The 25,732-nt window shown below is 64.5% G+C and carries 20 protein-coding genes and 1 riboswitch; of the genes, 8 read left to right on the top strand and 12 right to left on the bottom strand.

Annotation, left to right across the window (positions count from 1 at the left end):
• Positions 1–2 precede the first annotated feature (2 nt).
• The 3 genes from GUY23_RS02650 to GUY23_RS02640 all read right to left on the bottom strand — a co-directional run bounded on the left by GUY23_RS02650 (position 3) and on the right by GUY23_RS02640 (position 4,528).
• Complete coding sequence (locus GUY23_RS02650; protein ID WP_166969494.1) at positions 3–812, bottom strand: hypothetical protein; 810 nt, start codon at positions 810–812, stop codon at positions 3–5.
• Positions 809–1,906, bottom strand: coding sequence for a hypothetical protein (locus GUY23_RS02645; protein ID WP_228282675.1), 1,098 nt, complete (start codon positions 1,904–1,906; stop codon positions 809–811). Before GUY23_RS02645 ends, GUY23_RS02650 begins: the two co-directional genes overlap by 4 nt.
• Positions 1,907–2,011: 105 nt before the next feature.
• Entirely contained in the window at positions 2,012–4,528 is a 2,517-nt protein-coding gene (locus GUY23_RS02640; RefSeq protein WP_166969492.1) for a thioredoxin domain-containing protein, read from the bottom strand.
• A gap of 100 nt (positions 4,529–4,628) precedes the next feature.
• Between GUY23_RS02640 and GUY23_RS02635 the strand changes: the two genes are divergently transcribed.
• The gene (locus GUY23_RS02635; protein ID WP_166969490.1) at positions 4,629–5,774 is read left to right on the top strand and encodes a hypothetical protein; all 1,146 of its coding nucleotides are present in this window, start codon (positions 4,629–4,631) and stop codon (positions 5,772–5,774) included.
• A 147-nt stretch (positions 5,775–5,921) separates the two neighbouring features.
• Here the strand turns inward: GUY23_RS02635 and GUY23_RS02630 are convergent, their stop codons facing one another.
• A complete protein-coding gene (locus tag GUY23_RS02630; RefSeq protein ID WP_166969488.1) occupies positions 5,922–6,767 on the bottom strand; it encodes a glycerophosphodiester phosphodiesterase in 846 nt (281 codons plus the stop codon).
• A gap of 432 nt (positions 6,768–7,199) precedes the next feature.
• Here GUY23_RS02630 and GUY23_RS02625 point away from each other — a divergent pair, with 432 nt between their 5' ends.
• From GUY23_RS02625 to GUY23_RS02595, 7 genes are all read left to right on the top strand, one after another.
• Positions 7,200–8,711 (top strand): alanine/glycine:cation symporter family protein, encoded by a 1,512-nt coding sequence (locus tag GUY23_RS02625; RefSeq protein WP_407647374.1) that lies wholly within the window; start codon positions 7,200–7,202, stop codon positions 8,709–8,711.
• Between the two features lie 138 nt (positions 8,712–8,849).
• Positions 8,850–9,158: a hypothetical protein gene (locus tag GUY23_RS02620; RefSeq protein ID WP_166969486.1), complete on the top strand. Its 309-nt coding sequence runs from the start codon at positions 8,850–8,852 to the stop codon at positions 9,156–9,158.
• A gap of 160 nt (positions 9,159–9,318) precedes the next feature.
• Positions 9,319–10,350 (top strand): Lrp/AsnC family transcriptional regulator, encoded by a 1,032-nt coding sequence (locus GUY23_RS02615; protein WP_166969484.1) that lies wholly within the window; start codon positions 9,319–9,321, stop codon positions 10,348–10,350.
• 92 nt (positions 10,351–10,442) lie between these two features.
• Complete coding sequence (locus GUY23_RS02610) at positions 10,443–11,387, top strand: polysaccharide deacetylase family protein (protein ID WP_166969482.1); 945 nt, start codon at positions 10,443–10,445, stop codon at positions 11,385–11,387.
• Between the two features lie 144 nt (positions 11,388–11,531).
• Positions 11,532–12,845 (top strand): MFS transporter, encoded by a 1,314-nt coding sequence (locus tag GUY23_RS02605; RefSeq protein WP_166969480.1) that lies wholly within the window; start codon positions 11,532–11,534, stop codon positions 12,843–12,845.
• Positions 12,842–13,684, top strand: coding sequence for an SDR family NAD(P)-dependent oxidoreductase (locus GUY23_RS02600; RefSeq protein ID WP_166969478.1), 843 nt, complete (start codon positions 12,842–12,844; stop codon positions 13,682–13,684). The genes GUY23_RS02605 and GUY23_RS02600 overlap by 4 nt, the downstream gene beginning before the upstream one ends.
• A gap of 16 nt (positions 13,685–13,700) precedes the next feature.
• A complete protein-coding gene (locus tag GUY23_RS02595; RefSeq protein ID WP_166969476.1) occupies positions 13,701–14,720 on the top strand; it encodes a ketopantoate reductase family protein in 1,020 nt (339 codons plus the stop codon).
• 52 nt (positions 14,721–14,772) lie between these two features.
• Here GUY23_RS02595 and GUY23_RS02590 read toward each other — a convergent pair whose 3' ends face one another.
• From GUY23_RS02590 to gcvP, 8 genes are all read right to left on the bottom strand, one after another.
• Entirely contained in the window at positions 14,773–15,201 is a 429-nt protein-coding gene (locus tag GUY23_RS02590; protein ID WP_166969474.1) for a hypothetical protein, read from the bottom strand.
• 616 nt (positions 15,202–15,817) lie between these two features.
• Positions 15,818–16,225, bottom strand: coding sequence for an ectoine synthase (locus GUY23_RS02585; RefSeq protein WP_135810511.1), 408 nt, complete (start codon positions 16,223–16,225; stop codon positions 15,818–15,820).
• A gap of 168 nt (positions 16,226–16,393) precedes the next feature.
• A complete protein-coding gene (ectB, locus tag GUY23_RS02580; protein ID WP_166969472.1) occupies positions 16,394–17,692 on the bottom strand; it encodes a diaminobutyrate--2-oxoglutarate transaminase in 1,299 nt (432 codons plus the stop codon).
• Positions 17,693–17,949: 257 nt separating this feature from the next.
• Positions 17,950–18,444 (bottom strand): diaminobutyrate acetyltransferase, encoded by a 495-nt coding sequence (ectA, locus tag GUY23_RS02575; RefSeq protein ID WP_166969470.1) that lies wholly within the window; start codon positions 18,442–18,444, stop codon positions 17,950–17,952.
• Positions 18,445–19,039: 595 nt separating this feature from the next.
• Entirely contained in the window at positions 19,040–20,602 is a 1,563-nt protein-coding gene (locus GUY23_RS02570; protein ID WP_166969468.1) for an L-serine ammonia-lyase, read from the bottom strand.
• Between the two features lie 88 nt (positions 20,603–20,690).
• The gene (gcvH, locus tag GUY23_RS02565) at positions 20,691–21,089 is read right to left on the bottom strand and encodes a glycine cleavage system protein GcvH (protein WP_208085448.1); all 399 of its coding nucleotides are present in this window, start codon (positions 21,087–21,089) and stop codon (positions 20,691–20,693) included.
• 164 nt (positions 21,090–21,253) lie between these two features.
• Positions 21,254–22,525 carry an aminomethyltransferase family protein gene (locus GUY23_RS02560; RefSeq protein ID WP_166969466.1) on the bottom strand — a complete coding sequence of 424 codons (1,272 nt, stop codon included), beginning with the start codon at positions 22,523–22,525 and terminating at the stop codon, positions 21,254–21,256.
• Positions 22,525–25,458: an aminomethyl-transferring glycine dehydrogenase gene (gene gcvP, locus GUY23_RS02555; RefSeq protein WP_166969464.1), complete on the bottom strand. Its 2,934-nt coding sequence runs from the start codon at positions 25,456–25,458 to the stop codon at positions 22,525–22,527. Before gcvP ends, GUY23_RS02560 begins: the two co-directional genes overlap by 1 nt.
• A gap of 124 nt (positions 25,459–25,582) precedes the next feature.
• A riboswitch (glycine riboswitch) is annotated at positions 25,583–25,701 on the bottom strand.
• Between the last annotated feature and the right edge of the window lie 31 nt (positions 25,702–25,732).

Raw genomic sequence — 25,732 nt, 5'->3', positions numbered from 1 at the left:
CCCTAACTGTCCCTCCTCAGCGCGTCGATAAGGTCGGAAGAGAGCACCGCCGACGCTGCAGACACCTCAGCCGGAGACCCGATACCGACCTCAGCGCGCCCAGCCATCAGCGACCCCACGGCCGAATCCCCTGCGGCGAAGAGGCGGGCAAGATGAGCGAGAGCCTCCTCGCTGGCGACTCGGCTCAACTCGTCGGACAACAGGCCGGAGAAGGAACGCCTCAGATCATCCGTGCTTTCAGCTCGCAGAATTCGGTAGATATCGTGTGCATCTTTGTCATTGAGCCGATGCGGCGCCTCAACGCGCTCCGCGATCTTATGGAGCTTTGCCACAAGCAGTGCGGCGCTTCCGGCGACATTGGCGCGCATTGTGCGACCATCGCCGTGATCGATGGCAGAGATCTCGAGTTCACCGAAATCGACGAGCGCCGCTTCTAACCCTCGCGCCTTCCGGGTCGCCCGCTTGCTGTGCGGAGGAATCCGAGCGCCCCGACGTCCGCCGCCGCCAAGCCCCTCAGGAACCATAAGGTCGATGGGAATTCCGTCTTCACGTGCCCACGAACCAGGCTGGTCCAAAGGAAAGAACCCCGCCGACCGCATCGCCTCCTCGAGCAGCGGCGCATCGTTGAGCCGTCGAGGATCGATGGTCACGTCACTGTCTTTGGTCGCTTCCGCCAATGCAACGTCGATGCCGCCGGTGCGCAGGTAGACGGCCTGCGCGCCGATGACTATCACCGCATGGCCCTGGGCCCTCAGCGCCTCAAGAGCATCGAGCAGAGTCGAGCGCGACCGGACCAGCAGGTCGTCGCTCATCGCCACATCTCCTCGTTTGCTCGCATCCAGCGGATCAAATCTTCACCTTCCGCTGGAGCCCTGCCCGGCCCCGTCAGCAGATCCGCCGCAACCTGAGCCGGAGCCGCAATTCGCAGTCCGTCGTTGCGAACCGACACCCGGCGGGTCAGAACAGGGTAGGCGGGGACGGCCACGAGCACATTCACCCCAGAGTCGACGGAGCGCAGTCCCCACCGACTCGCAATCTCACTCGGCCGGTCTGCGTAGAGCATGATTGAGCGCGTCGGGGCATATTCCGACCAGGTCGCCGCCGCAAGGGACCCGGTGACGGCGTAGTCGTCTGCACCCTCTGAGACGGCACGATCGATGATGCTGTCGATGCCGCGCGGAGCCAGCCATGAGGTCACGGAGTTGGTCTCAAGGAACCGATAATCGACACTCCAGCGTCGCAGCAACTCGGCCCAGTCCTTCACATCAAGCTCTCCCCGAGCCTCGCGCGCCACCAGGTCCTGCGCCTCGAGGAAGTCGACCACTCGGTAGACGGAGCCGGCCGACACACCTGCTGCTTCGATCAGCTCCCGCATGCGCCATGACCCGGGCCGATCACACAGGGCGCGGACAATGGCCGCCGCCGGCGCCCCCTTCAGGTCTCCCTTCGGGCGCCCCGGACCTCGCCATGGATCCGCATCTGCCCCACGATCGGATACGAACAGTGCCGGATCGTCGATCTCGAGTCGAACGTTTCCGGTCGCATCCACATAGGACAATCCCGCCGCACTGAGTCTGTCGCGTACCGACGACGTCAGGTACTTGGTGACGACCACGGCCGGCTCCCCCCGACTGCCGACCCACCGCTTCATCAGTGCTTCGACCACCGATGGAATGTCGCGAGGTTCGAGAGTGCGCTTCACCTCCACAGGGATCAAGCGCTCCCGCGCTCCCGGTGCCTTGATCCGAAGCCGACCGTCCGCTTGAACTGCCCTACCGCGCCGGTCGTCCCCGCGATCAATACCGACCTGCCAGTCCGCAGGAAGCCGCCGACGCAGCTGATCCTCAGCAGCGTCAAGAAGCTGGGATTCAGTGTCTAGCGGCTGAGCGTCGAACGAAACAGGCATGTTCATATAATACCGCCTTTCCGTCGCCGACGGAATAGCTCTATTTCCCGAACATCCGCACGGGTCCGCCGACTGCCCTGACCCAGATCGCCGAGGCGGCTCTCCCTACCCGTCCAGCAGCGCCGAAAGCTCGGCGACCGTTCCGACCGGCAGGGAGCATTGCGTACCTCGGCAGACGATCGCCGTCCCCGCGGGGACGTCCATCTCGCCGCCATCCGGCCCCGGCACCCCGGTCGAGTCCGTCAGCAGAGTCACGGATGGGTGCCGAACGGCAGCTTGTCGCAGTTCCGTCTCGCGGGTCGCGACTCGCACGGGACCCAGCGCCCGCTCGGCTTGCCAGAGTGCGTGTCCGCAGCCGCGCGGAGCCTGTCCGGCGAGCGCCCGATAGACACCGAGCAGCCGGTCGCGCACCTCGAGCAGCCGACCGGTGCTCACCGGCACAACCCCGCCTGACCCGACGATGCCGTCACCGGCACCGTCGTCACCGGCCACACCGCCACCCGCAGCGCCTGTCGCAGCATCGGCCCCGCCTGCTTCGGCGCCGAGTTCGGCGAGCAGCAGCACCGCCTCGGCCGCGGCCGACCGGCCAGAGGGCACCGTGTTGTCCACCGGGTCCGCTGACTTCACATCGATGATCCCGTCACCGAGCGAATCGACGACCTCGAGCATGTCATCCGGCTCGCCCGCGGTGAAGAGGTCGAGCATCTGCGCGGTCGCCTCAGCCAGAAATCCCACCGGCACCGAGGCGGCCCCGCCCCGCAGCTGCCGAACCGTGATTCCAGCGGTGATGAATTGCGCCCAGTCGGCCAGTCCCCCGCGCCCGGGTCCGGCCCTCCCGTCGGTGAAGCTGCGCCGCAGGTCGAATTCCTTCGCACCACTGCCGTTCAGATCCGCTCCTCCTTCGGCAACCGTGACTTCGTCGCCCGTACCATCGCCACCTGCGCCTTCGTCACCCGCACCGTCGAAGCGCGCATGCATCGCCGTCCAGAACCGCAGCGCGGTTCTCCCCCACCGCTCCGCTTCGGCGGCACCATCAGCTGTCCCCGAACTCTCGGCGGCACCGTCCGCACCACTCGAATCCTCTGCACTCGCACCCATGTACAGGGCCGCCTCGGCGAGTGAGGTGACGCCGAGGGAGTTCCACTCGGTGATGATCTTCTCGTCGCGGGCCGGCTGTGCGCGCCGAGCCCGGATCTCGTCGAGGATCTCACGTTGGTGCCGGGTGTCGGCGATGTTCCACGGTGCGGGGTGCTCGGCGTCGAAGGGCACATCCTCCATGCCCAGCCAGTCGATGATGCGCACGGCCGCGACCACCTGACCCGACAGCTCCGCGCCGGCCGGCGGATCGACGAGCCCGAGCAGACCCGCCTGCCCGGCTTCGGCGAAATCTTCGGGCGTGAACACATACGCCGCCCCCTCCTCGGAGACCCCGGCAGCGTTGAGCGAATCGGCGTCGAGTGCGGCGATGAGCCCGTCGTCTGTCGACAGGTCGTCGATGAGGAAGTCCGCGGTTTCGGCGATCTCCCGCTCAGCCAGCGCCAGCCATTTCGACGCCGGGTCCAGAGCGCGTTCGACCTTCGCCCACGCGACCACCGCGCGCAGATAGAGAGCATTGTCGTAGAGCATCTTCTCGAAGTGCGGCACGAACCACTGCCGGTCGACGCTGTAGCGGGCGATACCTCCGCGCACCTGGTCACGCATGCCACCCGAGGCGATTCTCGCGAGCGTACTGCGGACCGCGATGAGGCAGTCGAGGACGAGTTCGCCGCTCAGGTGCCCGTCGGCACCGAGCCAGCCCAACCGCCCTTCGGACCGCACCCGATCCACGGGGTGAACGTCCGTCCCCTTCGACGACTCATTCGCCGAGGTGGCCCCGTCCTCCACAGAACTCACCGCGGTCGCGTCGCCGCCTGCCCCATTCGCCGAGGTGGTCCCGCCCAATCGCACGAACGCCGCCAAGAGCTGCAGCACGTTCATCATCGGCGGGAACTTCGGCGCCGCACCGAACCCGCCCCAGGCCGGATCGTAGGAATCGAGGAGGGCCGCGGCGGCGGAATCGAGCTCGTCGGGGCTCAGCGACTCAGCAGCCGCCTCGGCGGGGAGGGCGCTCGTCACGGCATCGGCCATCTCGGCGAGCCCGCGGTCCATGCGCTTGGTCATCTGGTCGACTTCGGGGCGGCGATCGGTCCACGTCTGCGAGACAGCAGTGAGCACCTGGGTGAATGCGGGCAGGTTCCCGCGTGGAGCGGACGGGAAGTAGGTGCCCGCATAGAAAGGACTGCCCGTCGGGGTCGCGAAGATCGTCATCGGCCAGCCGCCCTGCCCGGTCATCGCCTGCAGCGCGTTCATGTAGTAGGCGTCGATGTCCGGCAGCTCCTCGCGATCGATCTTGATCGGCACGAAGCGTTCGTTCATCAGTGTCGCGACCGCCTCGTCTTCGAAGGATTCGTGCGCCATGACATGGCACCAGTGGCAGGTGGAGTAGCCGATCGAGATGAGGAGGGGCACGTCACGGCGAGCCGCCTCGGCGAGGGAATCCTGCGACCACATCCGCCAGTCCACGGGATTGTCGGCATGAGCGCGCAGGTACGGGCTGGTCGAAGCGGCGAGTTCATTCGGCATGGCCCCAGCGTCTCACTTCGGACCGGCACACGCGAGGGCAGAGCGATGATCCCCACCGCTCCAAAAAGCAAGGACACTGGTTCTATGGAATGATGGAATCATGAGCGTGACCCCGAACGAGACCACGGGAACCGCCCACGAGGCGGCCCCTCCCGCCGCGCCGACAGCCATGGGCAGCACCAGCATGTCCATCACAGTCGTCGCCTTCGTCGTCTTCATCGCGGCATGGATCGGAGCGAAGGCAGTTGCCCTCACCGCTCCCACCAGACTCACCGGGCTCTCCGGCGTGAGCGATTTCGACCTGCTTCGGCTCGTTCTGTTCGTCATCGCCGGCGCGGCCGCCGTCGTCGTCGGACGGCAGCTGAGGTCGATCCAGCGCAGCGTCTTCATCGTCATCACGGTCCTCTACTTCGTGTTCGCCGGGCTGGGATCGATCTTCGCCTCGGACGGATTTGAGGGCGATGTCCCATTCCTCACTGCCCTCACGGCGATCGTCTTCGTCGCCGACCTGGCCTATCCGCTCATCGTCGCCCAGGTCCTCGCCGTCACGGTCTCCCGAGTCGCGCCCGTGCCAGACGCCGCGAGCGACGAGGCAGACAGCACCGTGGCCAGCGACGAACGCGAAGGCGCCGCAGATCCCGATCTCGACGCCGACACCGACGCAGCCACCCCCACAACCGCTGCGGGCGCCGAACTCGACGCCCGAGCTCGCCGTCACGGCAAGACGGCCGCGACGTTCCTCTTCATCACGGCGGCCATGACGATCGTCGTCTGGCTGGTGCGCACGGTGCCGCTTTTCCCGCCGTACTGGCAGTTCATCGACTGGGTGATGGCGTCCGGGCTGTGGACGTGGATGGATGCCCTCAACGCGATCGCCGCGGCGGTCGGCTCGGTCGCCGCCGTCTTCGCCCTCCGCGCCGTCGCGGAGTCACGCACGCTGCCGACTCCTGACCCGGTCGTGGGTCCCTGGCCGAAGCAGACGCGCCCGAAGCTTGCCCATACGCTGACATTCCTCACGGTCGCCGGCGGCCTCTACTTCTGCCTGACGTCGACCTCCATCGTCATCGGCTTCGCCTTCGGAACCGATGGAGGCTACCCCGCGTGGGCGCTGGGAATGATCCTCTTCACGCTCGGCGCCATCGTGCTCGCGATCGTCACCCTCGACGCCGTGACCAGGCGTCGGAGGGACTCCGAACCCGGGAGGTCGGACACCGAGGCGGCCGTCGAAGACAGCACAGCGGACTGAACCGCGGAGACGGGCTCAACCCCGCAACGGCGGACGGCACACCCCGACCGACCACGCTGATTCGCGCCGAGGTGGGGCACCCCGAGCCCGTATGCAACGCTGCGCACGACGTTCGGTGGGGCCGCCTCGGCGAGGGTGCTGATCGGCCTAGAGCGCTTCGACGATTTCGACGAGGCGGTCGGGGGTGTTCGTGATGATGCCGTCGGCTCCGACGTCGATGGCGCGCTCCATCTCGCCGAGGTCGTCGACCGTCCACACGAGACTCGACATTCCGAGTTCGTGGACGGCGGTGACGAAGTCCTCGTCGGCGGCGCGGAATTCGGGGTTGATCTGGTCGACCCAGTCGGCGAAGTCCTGGAGTTCGTCAGGGCACGGTCGGCCGAGGATGCCGACGGGGATCTCGGGTGCGAGCCCGTGGAATTCGCTGATGAATGCCCAGTTCGCGGACTGGACGACGAGCATGCCAGCGGCCAATGCCCGCTCCAGATAGTTGGGCACGGCGCGCAGGGACTCGACGATCGCCTCGGCGATTCCGGGATAGCGTTCGGGGTGTTTGACCTCGAGCAGCAGGCCGGTGCGGGTGTCGTGGACGAGGGTGAGCACCTCGGCGAGGCGGGGCACACCGATTCCGGCGAACTGCTCACCCTTCCATCGCCCGGCATCGAGGGTGGCGATCTGGGCGGCGTTCATGGCCGCGATCGACCGGTCGGTGCGGCCGGGGTAGAGCGTGCGGGCGTCGGTGGTGCGGTCGACGGTGGTGTCGTGCATGATGATGAGTTCACCGTCGGCGCTCATGTGCACATCGGTCTCGATCATGTCCGCGCCTTGGTCGATGCCGGCCATGAACGCGGGGATGGTGTTCTCCGGCCAGTCTTCGGACGCTCCGCGATGCGCGATGACCAGGGGCGGGACACGGTGACGAGAGGGATCGGCCAGGTCGGCGGGTCGCTGCGGGGCGGGTCCGGCGGTGGGGGTGATGAGGGTGATGGGCATGTTCTGAACTCCTCCGCGGAAATGGCGAGGGTGGGGATCGAGCGTTGGTGCGGGCGGCCGATCGAGCTGTGCTCGGCAGGTGGACGGGTGGTGCTGTGGCGGCCAGCCTAGGCTGCGAGGGCGAGTTCCCGGTGATATGCGGGTGGACGGGACGTGAATCCTGCTGGTGCCGGAGCTTGACGTTCGCTTGGTCGACGCTGCGTGCTCGGAAGTGACGGCGGTCCGTTCCGGACCATGCGCGCCCGAGAGCGGCCACCGAAGTGCTGCTGAAGGACGAGCCGACGCCCGGTCACGACAGGGCAGTCCCTATTCGACAGGGGCCACTGCTCCACTGACCCACCGTTGATGACAGACTGGGGGCAACCACGGACGGAGTCTTCACTCCCGTCCCCGTCGACTCACAAGCACGATTGCCGAAGGAGGCGCAGTTCGTTGGAGATGCTCCAGAGTGCGTTCGACAGCGTGAGCACTGTCTCGTCATATGTCCTCGTGGCGGTACTCATCCCCACGGGCCTGTATTTCACGATCCGCACGGGAGCAGTCCAGGTGCGGCTGCTGCCGGAGATGTTCCGCACGCTGGTGGAGCCGGGCGGACGGGATGCCGAAGGCAACCGGAACATCTCGCCGTTCCGAGCCTTCTCGATCTCGGCGGCTTCCCGCGTGGGCACTGCAAATATCGCGGGCGTGGCGTTGGCCATTTCGCTCGGTGGTCCTGGTGCGATGTTCTGGATGTGGCTGACGGCGATCGTCGGCGGCGCCACCGCTTTCGCCGAGTCGGCTCTCGGCCAGCTCTACAAACTCAAGGACGGCCCGAACTTCCGCGGCGGTCCGGCGTATTACATCAAGCACGGGCTGAACATGAAATGGCTCGGACTCGTCTTCGCCGTCATCGTCGCGATCACCTATGGCATCGTGTTCAACTCGGTGCAGTCGAATTCGATCGTCGACGCGGTCGGGGCATCGCTGAACGTCGACTCCTCGAACGGGGCCTTCGCCGCGATCGCCGGTGCGATCATCGCCGTGGCCGCCTTCGCGATCTTCGCCGGCGGTGCCAAACGCATCTCGAACATCTCCGCCTACCTCGTGCCGTTCATGGCCGGCATCTACCTCATCGTCGGCATCATCGTCGTGGTGATGAATATCGGCACCGTTCCCACGATGATCGCGACGATCTTCTCCGAGGCGTTCAGTGTGCATTCGGTCGCCGGCGGCACCATCGGTTCGGTCATGCTCCTCGGCATTCAGCGCGGGTTGTTCTCGAACGAGGCGGGCATCGGTTCGGTGCCGAATGCGGCGGCGACGGCATCGGCCTCGCACCCGGCCAAGCAGGGGTTCGTGCAGGCGCTCGGCGTGTACTTCGATACGATCCTCGTCTGCTCGATCACCGCATTCATCATCCTGCTTTCGAACCCCGAGTACGGCAGTTCCGCCGAGGGCATCCAGCTCACGCAGACGGCGCTGAGCGGCCAGCTCGGGCAGTGGGCGATCCACTTCCTGACCGTGGCGATCTTCCTCTTCGCATTCTCGTCGATCCTCGGCAATTACTATTATGGCGAGGCGAACATCGAGCATCTGACGACGAGCAAGGTCGCGCTGCGCATCTACCAGGTGATCGTCATGGCGGCCGTGTTCGTCGGTGCGATCGCCGCGTTGGATCTTGTGTGGACCGCCGCCGATATCTTCATGGCGATCATGGCGCTCATCAACCTCTTCGCTCTGCTGTTGCTGTCGCCGCTGGTGTTCTCGCTGCTGAAGAACTACCAGAAGCAGCGTCGCGCCGGCGAGGAGCCGATCTTCCGCCGTGGAGATCTGCCGACGTTCAAACGCATCAACACCGAGGTCGACGCTTGGGACGGCACCGACGAGGTGACCACCGCGAAGTTCTGGCGCGACCGCGGGAAGAAGGTGCGTTCCGACGCTGACGACGCTGCCCGCGCCGAGTGAGGCCGCGAGCAGTCTGATCAGCAGTCTGATCCCGCACGCACAGTGATCTGAATAGCCGATCGGGCACCCCATCACGGGGCGCCCGATCGGCTTTCCCGAAGTCCGAAACCATCCCTTGATCCTTCAGAGGAGGCACTGATGAGTATTGATCGTGCTGAGTTGGCGAAGGCCCTCGCCGAGGCGACTGGCTGGTCGGTCACGGCTGATCCCCGCCGCTTCACCTTCGTCAATGATGATCCACCGCAGGTGGTCATCTGGACGGTCACCGATGCTGAGATCAGCGAGATCCACTACAGCCAAAACGTCCGTGCCAAGGGCTTCGGTGGCAGCCAGACGAACGATCCTGCCATCGTGGGCGTTCCCCTCGACGAAGCCTTGGGTCCTTTTGAGCTATTTGGGGGATCCCGAGGCTACATGGATGGAACGGACCTGACGATCCGCGAGTAAGGCCCTGCGGCCGACGGATGGTCCGACTCAGCACAGCACCGAGGTGGTGCCGCAGCAGGCACCACTAAGCCGACAGATATGGGTCATACTTTAATTTGCGATCCATTGCATGAAGCAAATCAACTGTTGACTTCATTCATATGGCGAATATGATCATCATGTGAACACGAACACACTGGAACGCGAAGTCTTGGATCCCGTAGACCGCGCAATCGTCGATGCACTGCATCGTGACGGACGCGCACCGTGGTCGAGGGTCGCCGAGCAAGTCGGTGTTTCTGCTGTCACTGTCCGCCGTCGATATGAGAGCCTGCACAGCCGAGGACTGATTCGTGTCATCGGTGCCACGGACGTCGTCCGACTCGGTTTGGGAACTCCGATCTATATGCGCATCTCGAATGCACATGGCGACCTGGACGTGCTCATCCCCCGGCTGAGAGAGCGAATCGAAGTTCGCTCGTTCCACACACTCTTGGGCTCCGTCGACATCGCCGCGGAGATGGTTCTCCCTCCCGACGCGGACTACAGCCGAATCGTCTCTGAGATCACCGAGGGGACGTCGGCGTCGGTGGAAAGCTTGCTCCTCACACATGCTTTCGCCTCTGGGCAAGATTGGGCTCCTCCGTTCGAGTCAAAAGAGCCGACGCGTCTCGCTCCCGTCAAACCAGAGCCAGCACCTCACCTCGACCTCTCGCAGTCTGAGGTCAAGGTACTCGGCATGCTCATGCACGATGGGCGGACCTCGCTCGGTGACCTCGCAGCGTCGATCGGCAAGTCCGAAAACACCGCTGCCCGCACAATCGAACAGCTCAAAGAGCACGGGGTGCTCGATTTCCGGATTCTCGTCGAACCCGAGTTGCTTGGCTTCAACACCGAGTTCCACCTCTGGCTGGTTGTCGAACCTCAGCACCTCAGGCAGACCGCTCTCACGCTCGCGGAACATCCGTCCACGAAGTACCTCACCGCGACCACTGGCAACTGCAGTCTTGCCGGTCAGTTCATCGTCCGCGATCGCACCCAGCTGTTCCACTACACAACCGAAGTGCTCGGCTCACTGCCCGGGATCCGCAGTGCAGAACTCTCGATTCAAACGGCCACCTACAAGCGGGTGTGGACGTCGATCATCGCCGGTAAATATGCAACTGAGGGACAGCCGCTCGACCCGCTCGAGTACCTCCGACCGCGACCTTGATCCAAGTGGCGCTCAGTGACGTCGACGACGCAGAGAAGCACCGTCTGACGTAGAGCCACGATGCCGAACGACCCGAACCGACAGGAGAAGCAATGTCCACACAGAATCCGTCATCGGAATCCGCCAGCACCGAGCCGTGGCAGTGGCCGCAAGAACAATGGCGCGCGGAAGTGAATCGCGTACGCGCTGGCCGCAGTCTCGTGCACGACGATGTCATGCAACGTTGGCCAGACCAGGCTCGCTGTGCTGTCCTCATCGCCTACGACTCCGATCACGAAACACCATACCTGCGCGACGGGCAGACCTCACCGGGTTCCCTCGCTCAAGGCGAGTACGGAAGCCGAAGCGCTGTACCGAGGATCCTCGCGATGCTCGCACGGCACGAAATTCCCACCAGCTTCTATGTCCCCGCGGTTTCGGCCCTCCTCCACCCGCACGACATTGAGGGGTACGTTGCGGGCGGCCACGAAGTCGCCGTGCACGGGTGGATCCATGAACGCAACACCGTTCTTCCCTATGAAGCCGAGCTCGACCTCATCGGTCGTGCCACCGACGTGCTCGAACAGCTCAGCGGTGCTCGTCCGACCGGTATCCGCACGCCGTCCTGGGACTTCTCCCAATCAACATTGAGGGTCATCAGGGAGCTCGGGTTCGAGTATGACTCCTCCCTGATGGCCGACGACGAACCCTACGAGCTCAATGCCGAAGGCGAACCGACCGGGATCATAGAAATCCCTGTCGAATGGATCAGGGATGATGCCCCCTACTTCATGATGGACCGCTTCGGAGGCTTGCGCCCCCATCTCTCACCCCGCGATGTCGAGAGGATCTGGATCGACGAATTCGACGCCGCGTATGCCACCGGAGGAGTCTTCGAACTGACTCTCCACCCGCACATCAGCGGGCACCGCTCCCGACTTGCCATGGTCGACCGGCTCTTGGCCTACATCCGAACGTTCGACGATATCTGGTTCGGCACTCACGCCCAGCTCGCCGACCATCTGAAAGCCAAGTTCGCACTGCCCGCTGCGAACTGATTGGTCTGCCTCGACCCTTCTCTCGATCAATCCGCAGTTACTACTCTTCCCCGTGCCATCTCGTCACAACGAACCATTCCGCTCCCTCCATCCGAAACCGGGGTCCTTGACGCCCCATTCGCCGCACGAAGGAACGAACAGCTCATGTCCTCTGAAGCACATCAGACACACCTGTCCCACGACACGAAACTGTCGAAGAAAGGTCGAAAAGCGCTGCTCGCCGGCGCCGTCGGCAACACGGTCGAATGGGTCGACTGGGCCATCTACACAACATTCTCCTCAGTCTTCGCTGTTCATTTCTTCCCCGGCGATGACCCAGCAGCGGCGCTGCTCGCCACGCTCGCTGTCTTCGCCGTCGGCTTCATCATGCGGCCGATCGGCGCCGCGGTCCTCGGGAACTATGCCGACCGTCACGGCCGAAAGAAGGGAATGGCACTGACCATCGGCCTGATGGCCGGTGCCTCACTTCTCATCGCAATCACCCCTGACTATTCGATGATCGGCCTCGCCGCTCCGATCATCCTGGTGTTGGCCCGCATGCTCCAAGGCTTCTCCGCCGGTGGTGAGTTCGGAGCATCCTCGGCTTTCATGGTTGAGGCCGCAGCCCCCAAGCGCCGCGCATTCGCCGGGTCCTGGCAACAGGTCTCCGTCGGAGCCGGGGGACTCATCGCTGCCGGCATCGGTGCAGTCATCACCTCGGCACTCGACTCCGATGCCCTCGATTCCTGGGGCTGGCGATTGGCCTTCGCGCTCGGAGCGCTGCTGGGACTATTCGGACTGTGGCTGCGATCGAATGTCGCTGAATCCGAGTCGTTCGAAGCCACCAAGGCCGCTCGCGAAAACGAACCGACGCAGAAGCGCTCCTACCTCACGATGTTCATCAAGCATCCCGGTGCCGTCGCTCGAGTCTTCGGCATCACCATCGCCGGAACCCTGCTGTACTACATTTGGGTCTCCTACCTGCCAACATACGCCCATGTCGCCACCGGCCTCCCGCTCAACCAGGCTCTGACCGCCAACTTCATCTCGATCGGGTACTTCATCTGCCTGCTGCCGTTCGTCGGCATTCTCTCCGACCGGATCGGGCGCAAACCGACGATGTCCGCTTTCGCCGGTGGCTTCCTCATCCTCGCGTTCCCGCTCCTCAACTTCCTCGACAATAACTTCTGGGTCTTCCTCGCCGTCGAAATCGTCGGCATGACTCTGCTGCTCGGCTACTCTGCCAACTGCGCAGTGATCATGGCCGAGCAGTTTCCTCCGGAAGTACGCGCGACCGGCATCGGACTCCCCTACGCTCTGGCTGTGGCCGTCTTCGGCGGGACCGCTCCGTACATCATCACGTGGATGAACGACGTCGGAATCGGCGACAAAGTGTGGATCTACTGCGCCATAGCGGCTGCAGTCGGTCTGGCCGTCTATCTCACTATGCCGGAGACCAAGGGAAAGAAGATCGAATGACAACGGAATTCGCTCCTCACGTCCTCGTCACTGGCGCTGCGAGCGGCATCGGCAAAGAAATCGCACATCAATACGCCGACCAAAGCGTCCAACTCACCATCGTCGACTTTGATGCCGAGGCACTCACCGTAGTTGCCGACGACCTCCGCCGAAGCGGTTCCGTCGTTAATACGATCATGTGCGACTTGCGCCGACCGGAGGCACCGGCCTCCGTGATCGATTCAGCCTTTTCCCACGGTGACGTCCATGTCCTCATCAACTCCGCGGGCATATATCCTGCCGTCCCTCTGCTCGACATCACTGCTGAGGTCTGGGATGCAGTTCAGTCGATCAATGTGCGGACGCCGCAGCTGTTGACAGTGGAATTCGCCAAACGAGTCCGTCACCTCGCCAACGAGTTGCCGATCGGATACCCGTCCGTCGTCAACATCTCCTCGGGCGCGGCGCTGCGAGCCCGTCCCGGTGCTGCACCGTACACGACCTCGAAGGCCGCATTGGAAATGGTTACGCGAGCCAGCGCATTAGAACTGGGGCCGCAGGGGATAAGGGTCAACGCGGTGGCACCCGGTTTCGTCGTCGTTGACAGCGACCTCAATCGTCTCAGCGACGACTATGTGGAGAAGGTGTCGGCCAATCCTCTCGGGCGCAAGGGTCGACCTGACGACATTGCTCGTGCCGTCCTCTGGCTCGCTTCCCCCGAGGCCGAATGGATCACCGGTGAAATATTGAGAGTCGACGGCGGCTCCGCCGCCGGAGCGCTCAATCTTCCGATTCATTGGCCCGAGACGCGCACCGAGATCGATACGCCGGCACCAGACGCTCAATACCCGCACCAATGAAAGTGAGCACCGTCGAATGACATCCACCCCTTCCCCCTCAGAAGTGACCTACACAGTAGTCGGAGGAGGTGCCATAGGAGGCACACTTGCCGCACATCTCTCCCTGGGCGGCCACTCCGTGCAGATCGTCGACACCGATGAAGCCCACGTCGCAGCCATCCGCGATCGCGGACTGATGATCGACGGTCCCAGTGGGTCTATCAAAACGGATATTCCGGCCTTTGTTCCCAACGATGCTCCGGAAGAATTGGGCCCTGTGCTGCTCGCGGTGAAGTCTCAAGCGACCGAGAAGGCAATGACTTGGATCGCACCTCGTCTCCGCAGCGACGGCTATGTGGTATCAATGCAGAACGGACTCAACGAGGCGACAATCGCCGACTATGTCGGCCGCGACCGTACAGTGCTCGCATTTGTCGACCTTTTTGCCGATCTCGGCGAGCCAGGAGTCGTCAAAGACGGGGGGATCGGCACCATCGCAGTCGGCGAATTCGCCGGTGGAACAAGCAACCGAGTACGTGACCTGGCTGATTCACTGTCACATTGGGGAACGCCGATTGTCAGCGACAATGTCAGCGGCTTCCTCTGGTCCAAGCTGGCGTTTGGTGCGATGCTCACCGCCAGTTCGTTCATCGACCACGACATGTCGATAGTGATCAGCGAGAACCGCGCTCCGATGCTCGAGCTCGCCCGCGAGGTATTCGCGATCTCGGACGCCCTTGGTCTGCAGCTTGAAGGCTTCGACGCTTTCGAACCGGATCACTATAGGAAGAACGTACCAGCAAGCACTGTCGACGCTGCTTTCAATTCACTCTGTGAGTGGCTTGCAGGTCAGACGAAGACACGCTCGGGAATCTGGAGGGACATCAACGTGCGCAAACGTCCCACCGAAGTTCCGGCACATTACGAGCCGGTACTGCACATCGCCGAAGAACACGGTATTTCCGTACCGAGACTCCGGACAATGGTGGAGGTGATCCGTGAGCTCGAACGTGAAGAGGCAACGATGGGTGACCATCTCCTGATGCGCATAGCATGAAGCACTCGCACCAGGAGTCGGCGGCGAAGGTCCTTCGGTAGGACGCTCGCTGCTACTTCTTCACCGACTTCGAGGTGGCTCCCGTCGCCCAGCTGACCTGGCTGAAGGTGACGCGATAGGTCTTCTTGCTCTTCGACTTCACCTTGTACGTGGCCTTGCCCTTCTTCGCGGCGACCGTCTTCAGGGTCTTCCACTTGCTCCCGGACTTGACCTGGAACTTCACCTTCGGGTTGTAGCTGACCTTGCCGTACTTCTCGGGGTTGTAGACCTTCGTCGTCGAGGTCAGAGTGACGGTGCTTCCGCTGCGCTTGGAGGACAGCGATGCGTAGGTCTTCCCGCGGACGTAGAACGAGCCCTTGGTGTAGTCTGCACGTTCAACTTCGTCATAGTCGTCGTAGTCTGAACCGCCGTGATAGTACGCCCTGATTTCAGAAGGACCTAGCGTGTATTTCCCGAGGCCGTCCGACGACGGGCAGATCATGATCCGATCCTTCTTGGAGCTGCTGAAGTCAGAAAACCACGCTGTATCTGTCCAACCATGGCGTCCACGGATATCGGTGTCGACATCCCAGTCATCAATTCTGGACTTCTTATGCTTCATGTAAACGTTTGTATATTTGCAGTTCCAGTCCGACACAACGACGCTATCTCCCGACAGCTGGGTCACATCGAATGATGACCCGGCCGCCTCGACAGAAACAGCCGGACCTACAACAAGGGCAAGAGCAGCAACCGCCGACACGAGGGCGCGATTGAGGAACTTCATGAACACTCCAATGAGTTGAGGGAGACAAGATGAAAACGAACAGAGGATGCCAAAGTCGAAGTCACTGGAGTGATGTCGGCAGACTGCGTCACGATAGTTGAAGTTTCGTCAAACCGAAGAATACCACACCTGCAGTCGACGTGATCCACCAACCGGCTCATCAGCAGGCAGACAGCACGAAAGGGCGGCCCGAGCGCAATGCTCGGGCCGCCCTTTCTCAGCTGTTGTCCGCAGAGGCCGAGCGAGGCCGACCTCAGCGGTTCCCCACCTCAGCGGTCGATCTCAACGGCCGGCCACCTCGGCGAGGGTTGCTCCTTCAGTTCTCAGGAGCTCAGTTCGCAGGTGCCGCTTCGTCCTCGAGGATGAGCGGGTACACGCCGTTTTCGTCGTGGACCTCGCGACCGGTGACCGGCGGGTTGAACACGCAGGCCATGCGCAGCTCTTCTTCGGCGACGACCGTGTGCTTCTCGTTGCCGTCGAGGAGGTACATCACGCCGTCGTGGAGCGGGTAGACCTTGCCGGTCTCCTCGTCGGTCAGCGTTCCCTTGCCCTGCACGCAGTACACGGCTTCGACGTGGTTCTGGTAGTGGAACGTCGAGGTGGTTCCGGCGTAGATCACGGTGTCGTGGAAGGAGAAGCCGACGCGCTCCTTGCCGAGCACCATACGGCGGCTGCGCCAGGTCTCGGACTTCACATCGCGGTCGGTGTCGTTGAGGTCATCGCGGTTGACTACGTACATAAGTGGTCCTTTCGGGAAGGGACGGTGATGTTCAGGGGTGGGCCGCGGAATTTCGTCTTGAATCAACGGTATCCGTCAGCCCGAATGGGCGATAGAGCAGATGAGCTCGATTTCGCCCATAGCGCGGGCCGGCGCCACTGTTGCGACGCCGGCCCGGCAGAGGTGGGTTCAGGCCAGAACGGCTTCGGCCTTCGGAGCGAATTCGAGCACTCCGGCTTCGATGATGTCCAGACCCGCCTGCAGATCGCGCGAGTCGATCGTCAGCGGCGGCATGATCTTGATGACTTCGTCTTCGGCACCCGAGGTCTCGAGAAGCAGGCCCCGCTCGAAGGCGTAGGCGGCGACCTTCTCGGCCACCTCGGTGTCCTCGAAGTGGATGCCGGCCAGAAGACCGCGTCCGCGGATCGAGGCGCCTTCGGCCTTCTCGATGATCGTGTCGAGGCGCTGGTGCAGTTCGGCGATGGTGTCGGCGAGCTGGTTCTGGAACTCGTTGTCGGCCCAGAAGTTCTTGATCGCGGCGGTCGCAGTGACGAACGCGGGGTTGTTTCCGCGGAAGGTGCCGTTGTGCTCGCCGGGCTCCCAGACATCGAGTTCTCGACGGAACAGCGTCAGCGCCAGCGGCAGACCCGATCCGGAGATCGACTTCGACAGGCAGACGATGTCGGGTTCGATGCCGGCCTCCTCGAAGCTGAAGAACGAACCGGTGCGGCCGCAGCCGGCCTGCACGTCGTCGACGATGAGGAGGATCTCGTGCTTCTTGCACAGGTCAGCCAGAGCACGCAGCCATTCGGCGCGAGCAGCACGCAGTCCGCCTTCACCCTGCACGGTCTCGACGATGACGGCGGCGGGCTTGTCGACACCCGAGCCGGAATCCTCGAGGACCTTCTCCAACCACAGGAAGTCCGGGATCTCCCCGTCGAAGTAGTCATCGTAGGGAATCTTCGAGCTGTTGGTCAGCGGGATACCCGCACCCTCGCGCTTCATCGAGTTGCCGGTCACCGACAGCGATCCCAGCGTCATGCCGTGGAAGGCATTGGTGAACGAGAGCATGTGCTGACGTCCCGTGACCTTGCGGGCGAGCTTGAGAGCTGCCTCAACGGTGTTGGTTCCCGTCGGTCCGGGGAACATGACGGAGTAGTCGAGTCCGCGAGGCTTGAGGATGAGGTCCTGGAAGGTCTGCAGGAATTCGCGCTTGGCGGGGGTCTTCATGTCCATCGAGTGCAGAACGGCGCCGGACTGAAGGTATTCGACGAGCGGATTCATCACGATCGGGTTGTTGTGCCCGTAGTTGAGAGCGCCGGCTCCGGAGAAGAAGTCGAGGTATTCGTTGCCGTCCTCGTCCCACTGCTTCGCGCCCTGCGAGCGGGCGAAGGTCGCCGGCCATGAGCGGCAGTAGCTGCGAACGGCGGATTCACGGGTCTCGAAGATGTCGGGTTTGTCAGTCGGTGCGGTCGTGCTTTCGGTCATCACTTGAGTCCTTTCGACTTCTGGATTCTGCGCCTGCCGCGTGAGCAGGCGCTGCAGGCGGTGGCAACGCGGCCGCCGGGCTGCCGATTCGCGTGATCGCTCATCGGATCTCGGCTCATCGGCTGGTCTGCCGGTCGGCCGGCGGTCGCTTCCGCCTCGGACACCGGGCGCGGGAATACCCTTGCATCCAGGGAATCACCCGTGTCACGGGAGTTCACTCGCGTGTCTGGGTCCGCGCTGTGTCGGGATGCGGCTCGTTACAGCGGTGCGATCTCGTAGAGGTATTCGGTGTCGTGGCCGTCCGGGTAGAGATCCGGGGTGAACAGCGGGCGACGGTCGAAACCAGCTCCGCGCTGATCGGCGAACGCCTGGAAGAGACGGTTCGACGCCGCGTTGTCCGCGGTGATCGTGGTCTCCAGGCGCAGGGCGCCGGTGCGGTCGGCCAGATCATGGAGCATCGTCGATGCGAGTCCATGACCACGGAACTTCTCGTCGACGGCAACCTGCCAGATCATCAGGGTGTCCGGATTCTCCGGACGCGTGTACCCGGTGATGAAGCCGGCGGGTTCTCCGTCGATCCGTGCGATCACCGAGGTGTCCGCGAAGTCGCGACACCACAGCAGGTAGGAGTACGAGGAGTTCAGATCGAGCACGGCTGTATCTTTCGCGAGCCGCCATAGATGTTGTCCGTCCTCCAGCTCGGGAGTACGAACGTCGGTTTGCGTCTTCGGTTCAGCGAGTGCGTTTCTCACGCCAACAAACCTAACGGGATGAGACTGAGCGTCAACCCCGAAACCGGCGAATCCGGGGCACTTTCGCAACGATCACCGCAGCCTGCCCACATGTAGCGGACCAGGCTTTCCCCATGGCATCTCTGGGATGCGACGGGGCACTCCTTCGCGCTCATCTCGCGGTTCGGCTTCGTTATCGTTTCGTTACATTAGCACTTAGTTGGAACAGTGGTTCCACGTGTTCCATGTCACTCGGGCGCATTTGGGACAGCAAGGATTCCTGCTGATTAGGCGCACCGCCGAAGGCTCTGGTGAGCGGTTCTGAGTCGATTGCTGAGCGCCGAAAGGCGCGACGGCCCATCGTCGCGTCGCAGAGGCGGTCGCATCCGTGACTCCGAAGGCGCGAGGACCATCACGATTCCGAGAGGGACAGACGACGATGCGGCGAGAACACCGCTGCTATTGGTCAATCCACCGGCAGGCCGAAATCCGGCCACGGTCACACCGCCCCGGCCGTCAGACCCCGGTCACACCGGCCCCAGCCCCTCAGCGAAAGCCCGAGCCCCCGCAACGGACCCAGCCAGGCCCGCCGCTCAACACTTCAGCACTCAGACCCTCAGCACTCGACGACGTTGACGGCCAGGCCGCCCTGCGCGGTCTCCTTGTACTTCGACGACATATCCGCACCGGTCTGGCGCATCGTCTCGATCACCTCGTCGAGGCTGACGCGGTGCTGGCCGTCGCCCCACAGCGCCATTCGGGCGGCGTTGATGGCCTTACCTGCCGCGATCGCGTTGCGTTCGATGCACGGGACCTGCACCAGCCCGGAGATCGGATCGCAGGTCAGGCCCAGGTTGTGCTCCATGGCGATCTCGGCGGCGTTCTCCACCTGCTCGGGCATCCCGCCCATCACCGCAGCCAGTCCCCCGGCAGCCATCGACGAGGCGGATCCGACCTCACCCTGGCAGCCGACCTCGGCGCCGGAGATCGAGGCCCGCTCCTTGTACAGGACACCCACCGCCGCCGAGGTGAGCAGGAAGTCGATGATGGCCCTGTGCTTGGCGCCTTCGCCGCCGTCGACCACCGATTTCACGTAGTTGAGTGCGTAGTGGAGCACTGCAGGGATGATGCCCGCCGCCCCGTTCGTCGGGGCGGTGACGACGCGTCCGCCCGACGCGTTCTCCTCATTGACGGCCATGGCGATGAGGTTGACCCACTCGAGGTAGTAGCCGGGATCGCGGTTGGGATCCTCGGCCTTGAGCTTGAGGTACCAGTCGTGCGCACGGCGACGGACCTTGAGGCCCCCCGGCAGGTGGCCCGACCGGTCCAACGACGCCGAGGCGCACTCCTCCATCACCGAGTAGATGTGGAGCAGTCCGTGCCGGATCTCGTCCTCCGATCGCATCGAGCGTTCGTTGGCGTACATGATCTCGGTGATCGACATGTCGTTATCGGCGCAGCGCTGCAGCAGCTCGGCCCCTGAGTGGAAGGGGTAGGGCAGTTCCTCGCTGGAGGACTCGAGCACGGCTTCGATGACGGACTCGGACACCGCGAACTCGGTTCCGTCTCCCCCGCCGGTTGCGACAACACCGGACTCCGGCTCGTCCCCGACCGACCCTGCCGGCCCGCCCGACCCTCCCGCCGACTCAGCATCCCCACTGGTCCCCGCAGCCGCCTCGGCGGCCCGTTCCTTCTCGAGGAACTCGGTCTCCGAGGTGACGAATCCGCCGCCCACGGAGTAGTAGGTCTCCTCGGCCAGGGTCTCCCCTGAGGCGTCGAACGCGGTCAGCGTCAGGGCGTTGGTGTGGCGCGGGAGGACGGTCAGGGGTCGCTTGACCATGTCGTCCTCGGTGAAGGGCAGCTCGACGCCATTGCCGGTGGCGTCGCCGAGGATGATCGTCCCGGTCTCGGACATCCGCGTCCGCCGGGAGGTGAGTTCATTGGCCTCGACGATATCGGGGCGGCAGCCTTCGAGGCCGAGCAGGATCGCGTCGAAGGTTCCGTGGCCGGCACCGGTGGCGGCCAGGGATCCGTACACGTCGACGCACAGGCCCGTCACGGACTCCAGCGCATCGCCGAGGAGGGTGATGAAGCTCGAGCCCGCGCGCATCGGTCCGACGGTGTGCGAGCTCGAGGGTCCGATGCCGACGGTGAAGAGGTCGAAGACGCTCAATGGCATGGCAATCACTTCGTTTCTGGTGGAATGACGACGGGGCCGACGAGAGGCCGGCTCGGCTCTCTGTCGGCCCCGTTGCAGGGAGGTGGTGTCAGAGGGAGTTGGCTTCTGCGTAGCCGGCGGCGTCCATGACCTCGCCGACCTCGGTGACGTTGACCGTGAACAGCCAGCCCTCGCCGTAGGGATCGGAGTTGAGCAGGCCGGGGTTCGCGGTGGCGAGTTCGTTGATCTCGACGACCTCACCGGAGACCGGCGAGTAGAGGTCGGAGACGGACTTCGTCGATTCGACCTCGCCACAGGTCTCACCGGCGCTCACACTTTCGCCGACACCGGGCAGATCGACGTAGACGACCTCGCCGAGCGCATCGGAGGCGACGGCGGTGATGCCGACCTTGACGGTCTGTCCGACAAGGGCATCGGCAGGTCCGGCGACCCACTCGTGCTCGGCCGAATACGTGTATTCCTTGGGGAGCGGGGGCAGCTGTGCCATGTTTCTTCCTTCTCTGCGACCGACACTTGAGAGCGACGGCCACGACGTTGTTGGGGCAGGTGAGACCAGTGTACGAGCCACCGGCATCGCCCGATTGAACTCCGGGTGAGCGATTCCCGGCCGCGCCGAGTTGGTTGATCCGCCTCGGTGCGAACGGGAGCTGCTCAGTGCGACTGACGCGTGTAGAACGGCAGTCCGGTGACGGTGAAGTCGTGCGCCTTGCCCCGGATGTCCACGGTGACCGCGGTTCCCGCCTCGGCGAATTCCCGATCGAGGTAGGCCAGGGCGATGGGATGACCGAGCGTCGGGGACGGCTGCCCCGAGGTCACGGTGCCGACCTCGGCACCGTCGACCGACACGGTCGCACCCGAACGTGCGGCGCGGCGCCCCTCCGAGGTCAGGCCCACGAGCACGCGCTCCGGCTCGGTCTCGCCGAGCTTCGCGAGCGCCTCCCGCGCGACGAAATCGTCCTTGGTGGTGAACCCGATCATCCGACCCAGTCCCGCATCGAACGGGGTGGTGCCCAGGTCGAGTTCGTTGCCGTAGAGCGGCATCCCGGCCTCCAACCGCAGCGAATCGCGTGCGGCCAATCCGCAGGGCACGAGCCCGTAGTCGGCACCCGAGGTCACGAGCGTCTCCCACAGCCGGGTGGCGCCGATGTTCGGGGCGTAGAGCTCGAAGCCGTCCTCGCCGGTGTATCCGGTGCGGGCGAGGATGAGGTCGATCCCGGCGATCGTCAGCGGCATCCACGCGTAGTACCCCAGTTCGCGCACCGCCTCGCCGATGGTGATGGTCCCATCCCCCGCCGAGGTGGCTCCCCCGTTGGCAACATCCGTGACCTCGGCCTTCGCCTTGTCCCCGGCGCCGGTGCGGGGTCCGAATTCGCCGTCGGCGCTGTCGTCGAGGGCGCGGAGGATGATGGCCTCGGAGTTCGGGCCCTGGACGGCGATGAGCGCGGTGGCGTCGGATTCGTCGACGAGGTGGACATCGGCACCCGGGATCACCTCTTGGACGAAGTGCTCCACGCGGTCCTTGAGCGCTGCGACCACGGTGGGCGTGTTCGAGGCATTGGGGACGATGAGGTACTCCTCGTCGCCGATGCGGTAAGTGATGAGGTCGTCGAGGAGGTAGCCGGCCTCATTGACGATGACGCCGTATTTGGCCTTGCCGACCTTCATCGTCGAGTACTTCGCCACGAGCGCGTAGTCGAGGAAGGCCACAGCATCGGTTCCCGAGATGCGCACCTCGCCCATGTGGGAGAGGTCGAAGAGGCCGGCGGCCTCGCGCACGGCCCGGTGCTCGGCGAGCTCCGAACCGTATTTGAGCGGCATGTCCCAGCCGCCGAAATCGGTGAACGAAGCACCCAGATCGGCATGCACCGTGTGCAGCGGGGTCTCCTTGGTCTGGGTGGTCTCACCCTGCGTGTTCTCAGTCATCACTTGTCCTCTTCCTCGAACTCTTCGAACGCCTCGGGAGGCGGGCAGGAGCACACCAGGTTCCGGTCGCCGTAGGCTCCGTCAATGCGGCTGACCGGCGGGAAGTACTTCGTGTGGCGCAGTCCTGGGACCGGGAACACCGCGGTCTCACGCGTGTACTGGGCGTCCCAGTCTTCCATCACCACGCTCGCCGGGTGCGGGGCTCCGACCAGCGGCGACTCCTCGTAGCTGTAGGACTGACCGATCGCGTCGATCTCGGCGCGGATGGTGCGCATCGCTTCGATGAACCGGTCGAGTTCGGCCTTGTCCTCGGATTCGGTGGGCTCGACCATGAGGGTTCCGGGGACCGGGAACGCGAGCGTCGGAGCGTGGAAGCCGAAGTCGATGAGACGCTTGGCGACGTCTTCGGCGGTGACTCCCGTCGCCGAGGTGATCGCGCGCAGATCCAGGATCGTTTCGTGACCGACGAGTCCGTTTTCGCCCGAGTAGAGGACGGGGAAGACATCGCCGAGCTTCTTCGCGATGTAGTTCGCGCCCAGCAGAGCGGCCCGGGAGGCCTCGCGCAGTCCTTCAGCGCCCATGAGTTCGAGGTAGGCGAAGCTGATGGGCAGGACGCCGGCGGAGCCGAACAGCGATCCGGAGATCGGCAGCTCGTGCGCGTTCTCATCGCCGGCGACGAGCTCGGCGGCTGTGGGGTCGCCGGGCAGGTAGGGAGCGAGGTGGTCGCGCACGGCGACCGGCCCGACTCCGGGTCCGCCGCCGCCGTGGGGGATGCAGAAGGTCTTGTGCAGGTTGAGGTGGGAGACGTCGCCGCCGAACTCGCCGGGCTTGGCGAGGCCGACCATGGCGTTGAGGTTCGCGCCGTCGACGTAGACCTGGCCGCCGGCGGCGTGGACCTTCTCGCACACCTCGCGCACCTGCGGTTCGAACACTCCGTGCGTCGAGGGGTAGGTGATCATGATCGCGGCGATCTTGCCCTCGTGCTTGGCGATCTTCGCATCGAGGTCGTCCATGTCGACCGATCCGTCGTCAGCGGTGGCGACGACCTGGACCTGGAGTCCGGCGAGCACCGCGGAGGCCGCGTTCGTGCCGTGCGCGGACTGCGGGATGAGCACGACGGAGCGTCCCTCATCGCCGTTCGCGAGGTGGAAGTTGCGGATCGCGAGCAGGCCGGCGAGTTCACCCTGGGAGCCGGCGTTTGGCTGCAGGGACACCCGGTCGTACCCGGTGACCGCGGTGAGCGAGTCCTCGAGGCGGGTGATGAGCGTGCGCCATCCCTGGGTCTGCTCCGCCGGGGCGAAGGGATGGATGGAGGCGAATTCCGGCCAGGTGATGGGCTCCATCTCGACGGCGGCGTTGAGCTTCATCGTGCACGATCCCAGCGGGATCATCGTCCGGTCGAGTGCCAGGTCCCGGTCGGCCAGGGTGCGCAGGTAGCGCATCATCGAGGTCTCGGAACCGTGGGTGTTGAACACGGGGTGGGTGAGGAATTCCGTGTCACGGTGGAACTTGGCGTCGAACGCGGGCTCGGGCACAGCGTTGGCTCCGAAGGTCCCCGCCGAGGCGGCGTCGAATTCCGCTGCGTCGATCCTCGCGTAGATGCCGAGTGCGTCGAGCAGACCGTTGGCGTCGGCGACCGTGTGGGGTTCGCCGAAGGAGACGCCGACGGTGGTGGAGTCGATGACGCGGATGTTGTATCCGGCCTGGTCGGCGACGGCGCGGGCGGCTTCGGCGTCAGCCACGCGGATGGCGACGGTGTCGAAGAACTCCCAGGTGACCACCTCGGCGCCGGGGGCGGTGTCCGCGGCACCAGCGAAGGCGTGGGCGAGCCGGTGGATGCGGGAGGCGATGCGGGTCAGGCCGATGGGGCCGTGGTAGACGGCGTACATCGAGGCGACGTTGGCCAGCAGCGCCTGCGCGGTGCAGATGTTCGACGTCGCCTTCTGGCGGCGGATGTGCTGTTCGCGGGTCTGCAGGGCCAGGCGGTAGCCGGGCTTGCCCTGAGCGTCCTTGGACACGCCGACGAGGCGGCCGGGCAGCTGGCGCTGGAGGCCGGACTTCACGGCCATGAAGCCGGCGTGGGGTCCGCCGAAGAAGAGGGGAACACCGAAGCGCTGGGCCGAGCCGACGGCGATGTCCGCCCCCTGGGAGGCAGGATCCTTGAGCAGGGTGAGCGCGAGCAGGTCGGCGTCGAAGGTGACGAGTGCGCCGCGATCATGGGCGCCGTCGACGGCGTCGGTGAAGTCGCGGATGGCGCCGGTGGTGCCGGGCTGGGCGCAGACGATGCCGAAGATGTCTTCGCCGACGAGACCCTCGGCGAGGTCGGCGACGGTGACGCGGAAGTCCATGGCCTTGGCCCGGGCGCGGACGACGGCGATGGTCTGCGGGTGGAGTTCGGAGTCGAGGACGACGGTTGTCCCCTTCTTCACGGCTCGACGCATGAGCAGCACCGCCTCGGCGACGGCGGTCGCCTCATCGAGCAGGGAGGCATTGGCGATGTCGAGGCCGGTGAGGTCCTGGACGACCTGCTGGAAGTTCAGCAGCGCTTCGAGTCGGCCCTGGGAGATCTCGGGCTGGTAGGGGGTGTAGGCGGTGTACCAGGCGGGGTTCTCCACGAGATTGCGGCGGATCACGGCCGGGGTGATCGTGTCGTAGTAGCCCTGGCCGATGAACTGGGTGCGCATGACGTTCTGGGAGGCCAGGTTGCGGAGGTCGGCGAGGACCTCGAATTCGGAGCGCCCGGCGGGGAGGTCGAGGTCCTCGTTCTGGATCGAGGAGGGGACGGCGGCGTTCGACAGGGCGGCCAGCGAATCGTAGCCGAGTTCGTCGAGCATGGCCTGCACATCGTCGGCGCGGGGGCCGATGTGGCGGTCGGAGAAGGGGCGCGAGGTGTCCCCGGTCGCTGCAGTGGTATGGGCGAGTGAACTTGTCATTGCCGTCCTTGTGTCGGTGTCGCGCCCACCGATGGAGGACGCGTTGTGCACTGTGTCCTCCCCGATCTGTCGGGCGCGGGGGCATACCACAGGCGTGCGGCGATCTCGCGTCCTTCAGAAGTGCCTGCAATCGGTGGTACTGGGCCTGAGAGTTTCCCGGGGAGGGAATTGCACCTACGGCGCTGCGTCGCACTGCCTGCAACTGGTCGTTGCGGCAGCGGGCAGCTCTCCCACGTCATGTCTTAGCGGCGTATGAAGTTATCCGGATCTCAGT

This window comes from Brevibacterium atlanticum, from assembly GCF_011617245.1.
GTDB lineage: Bacteria > Actinomycetota > Actinomycetes > Actinomycetales > Brevibacteriaceae > Brevibacterium > Brevibacterium atlanticum.
Note: the sequence above shows the minus strand (reverse complement) of the source record. Positions and strands in the feature narration are given on the sequence as shown.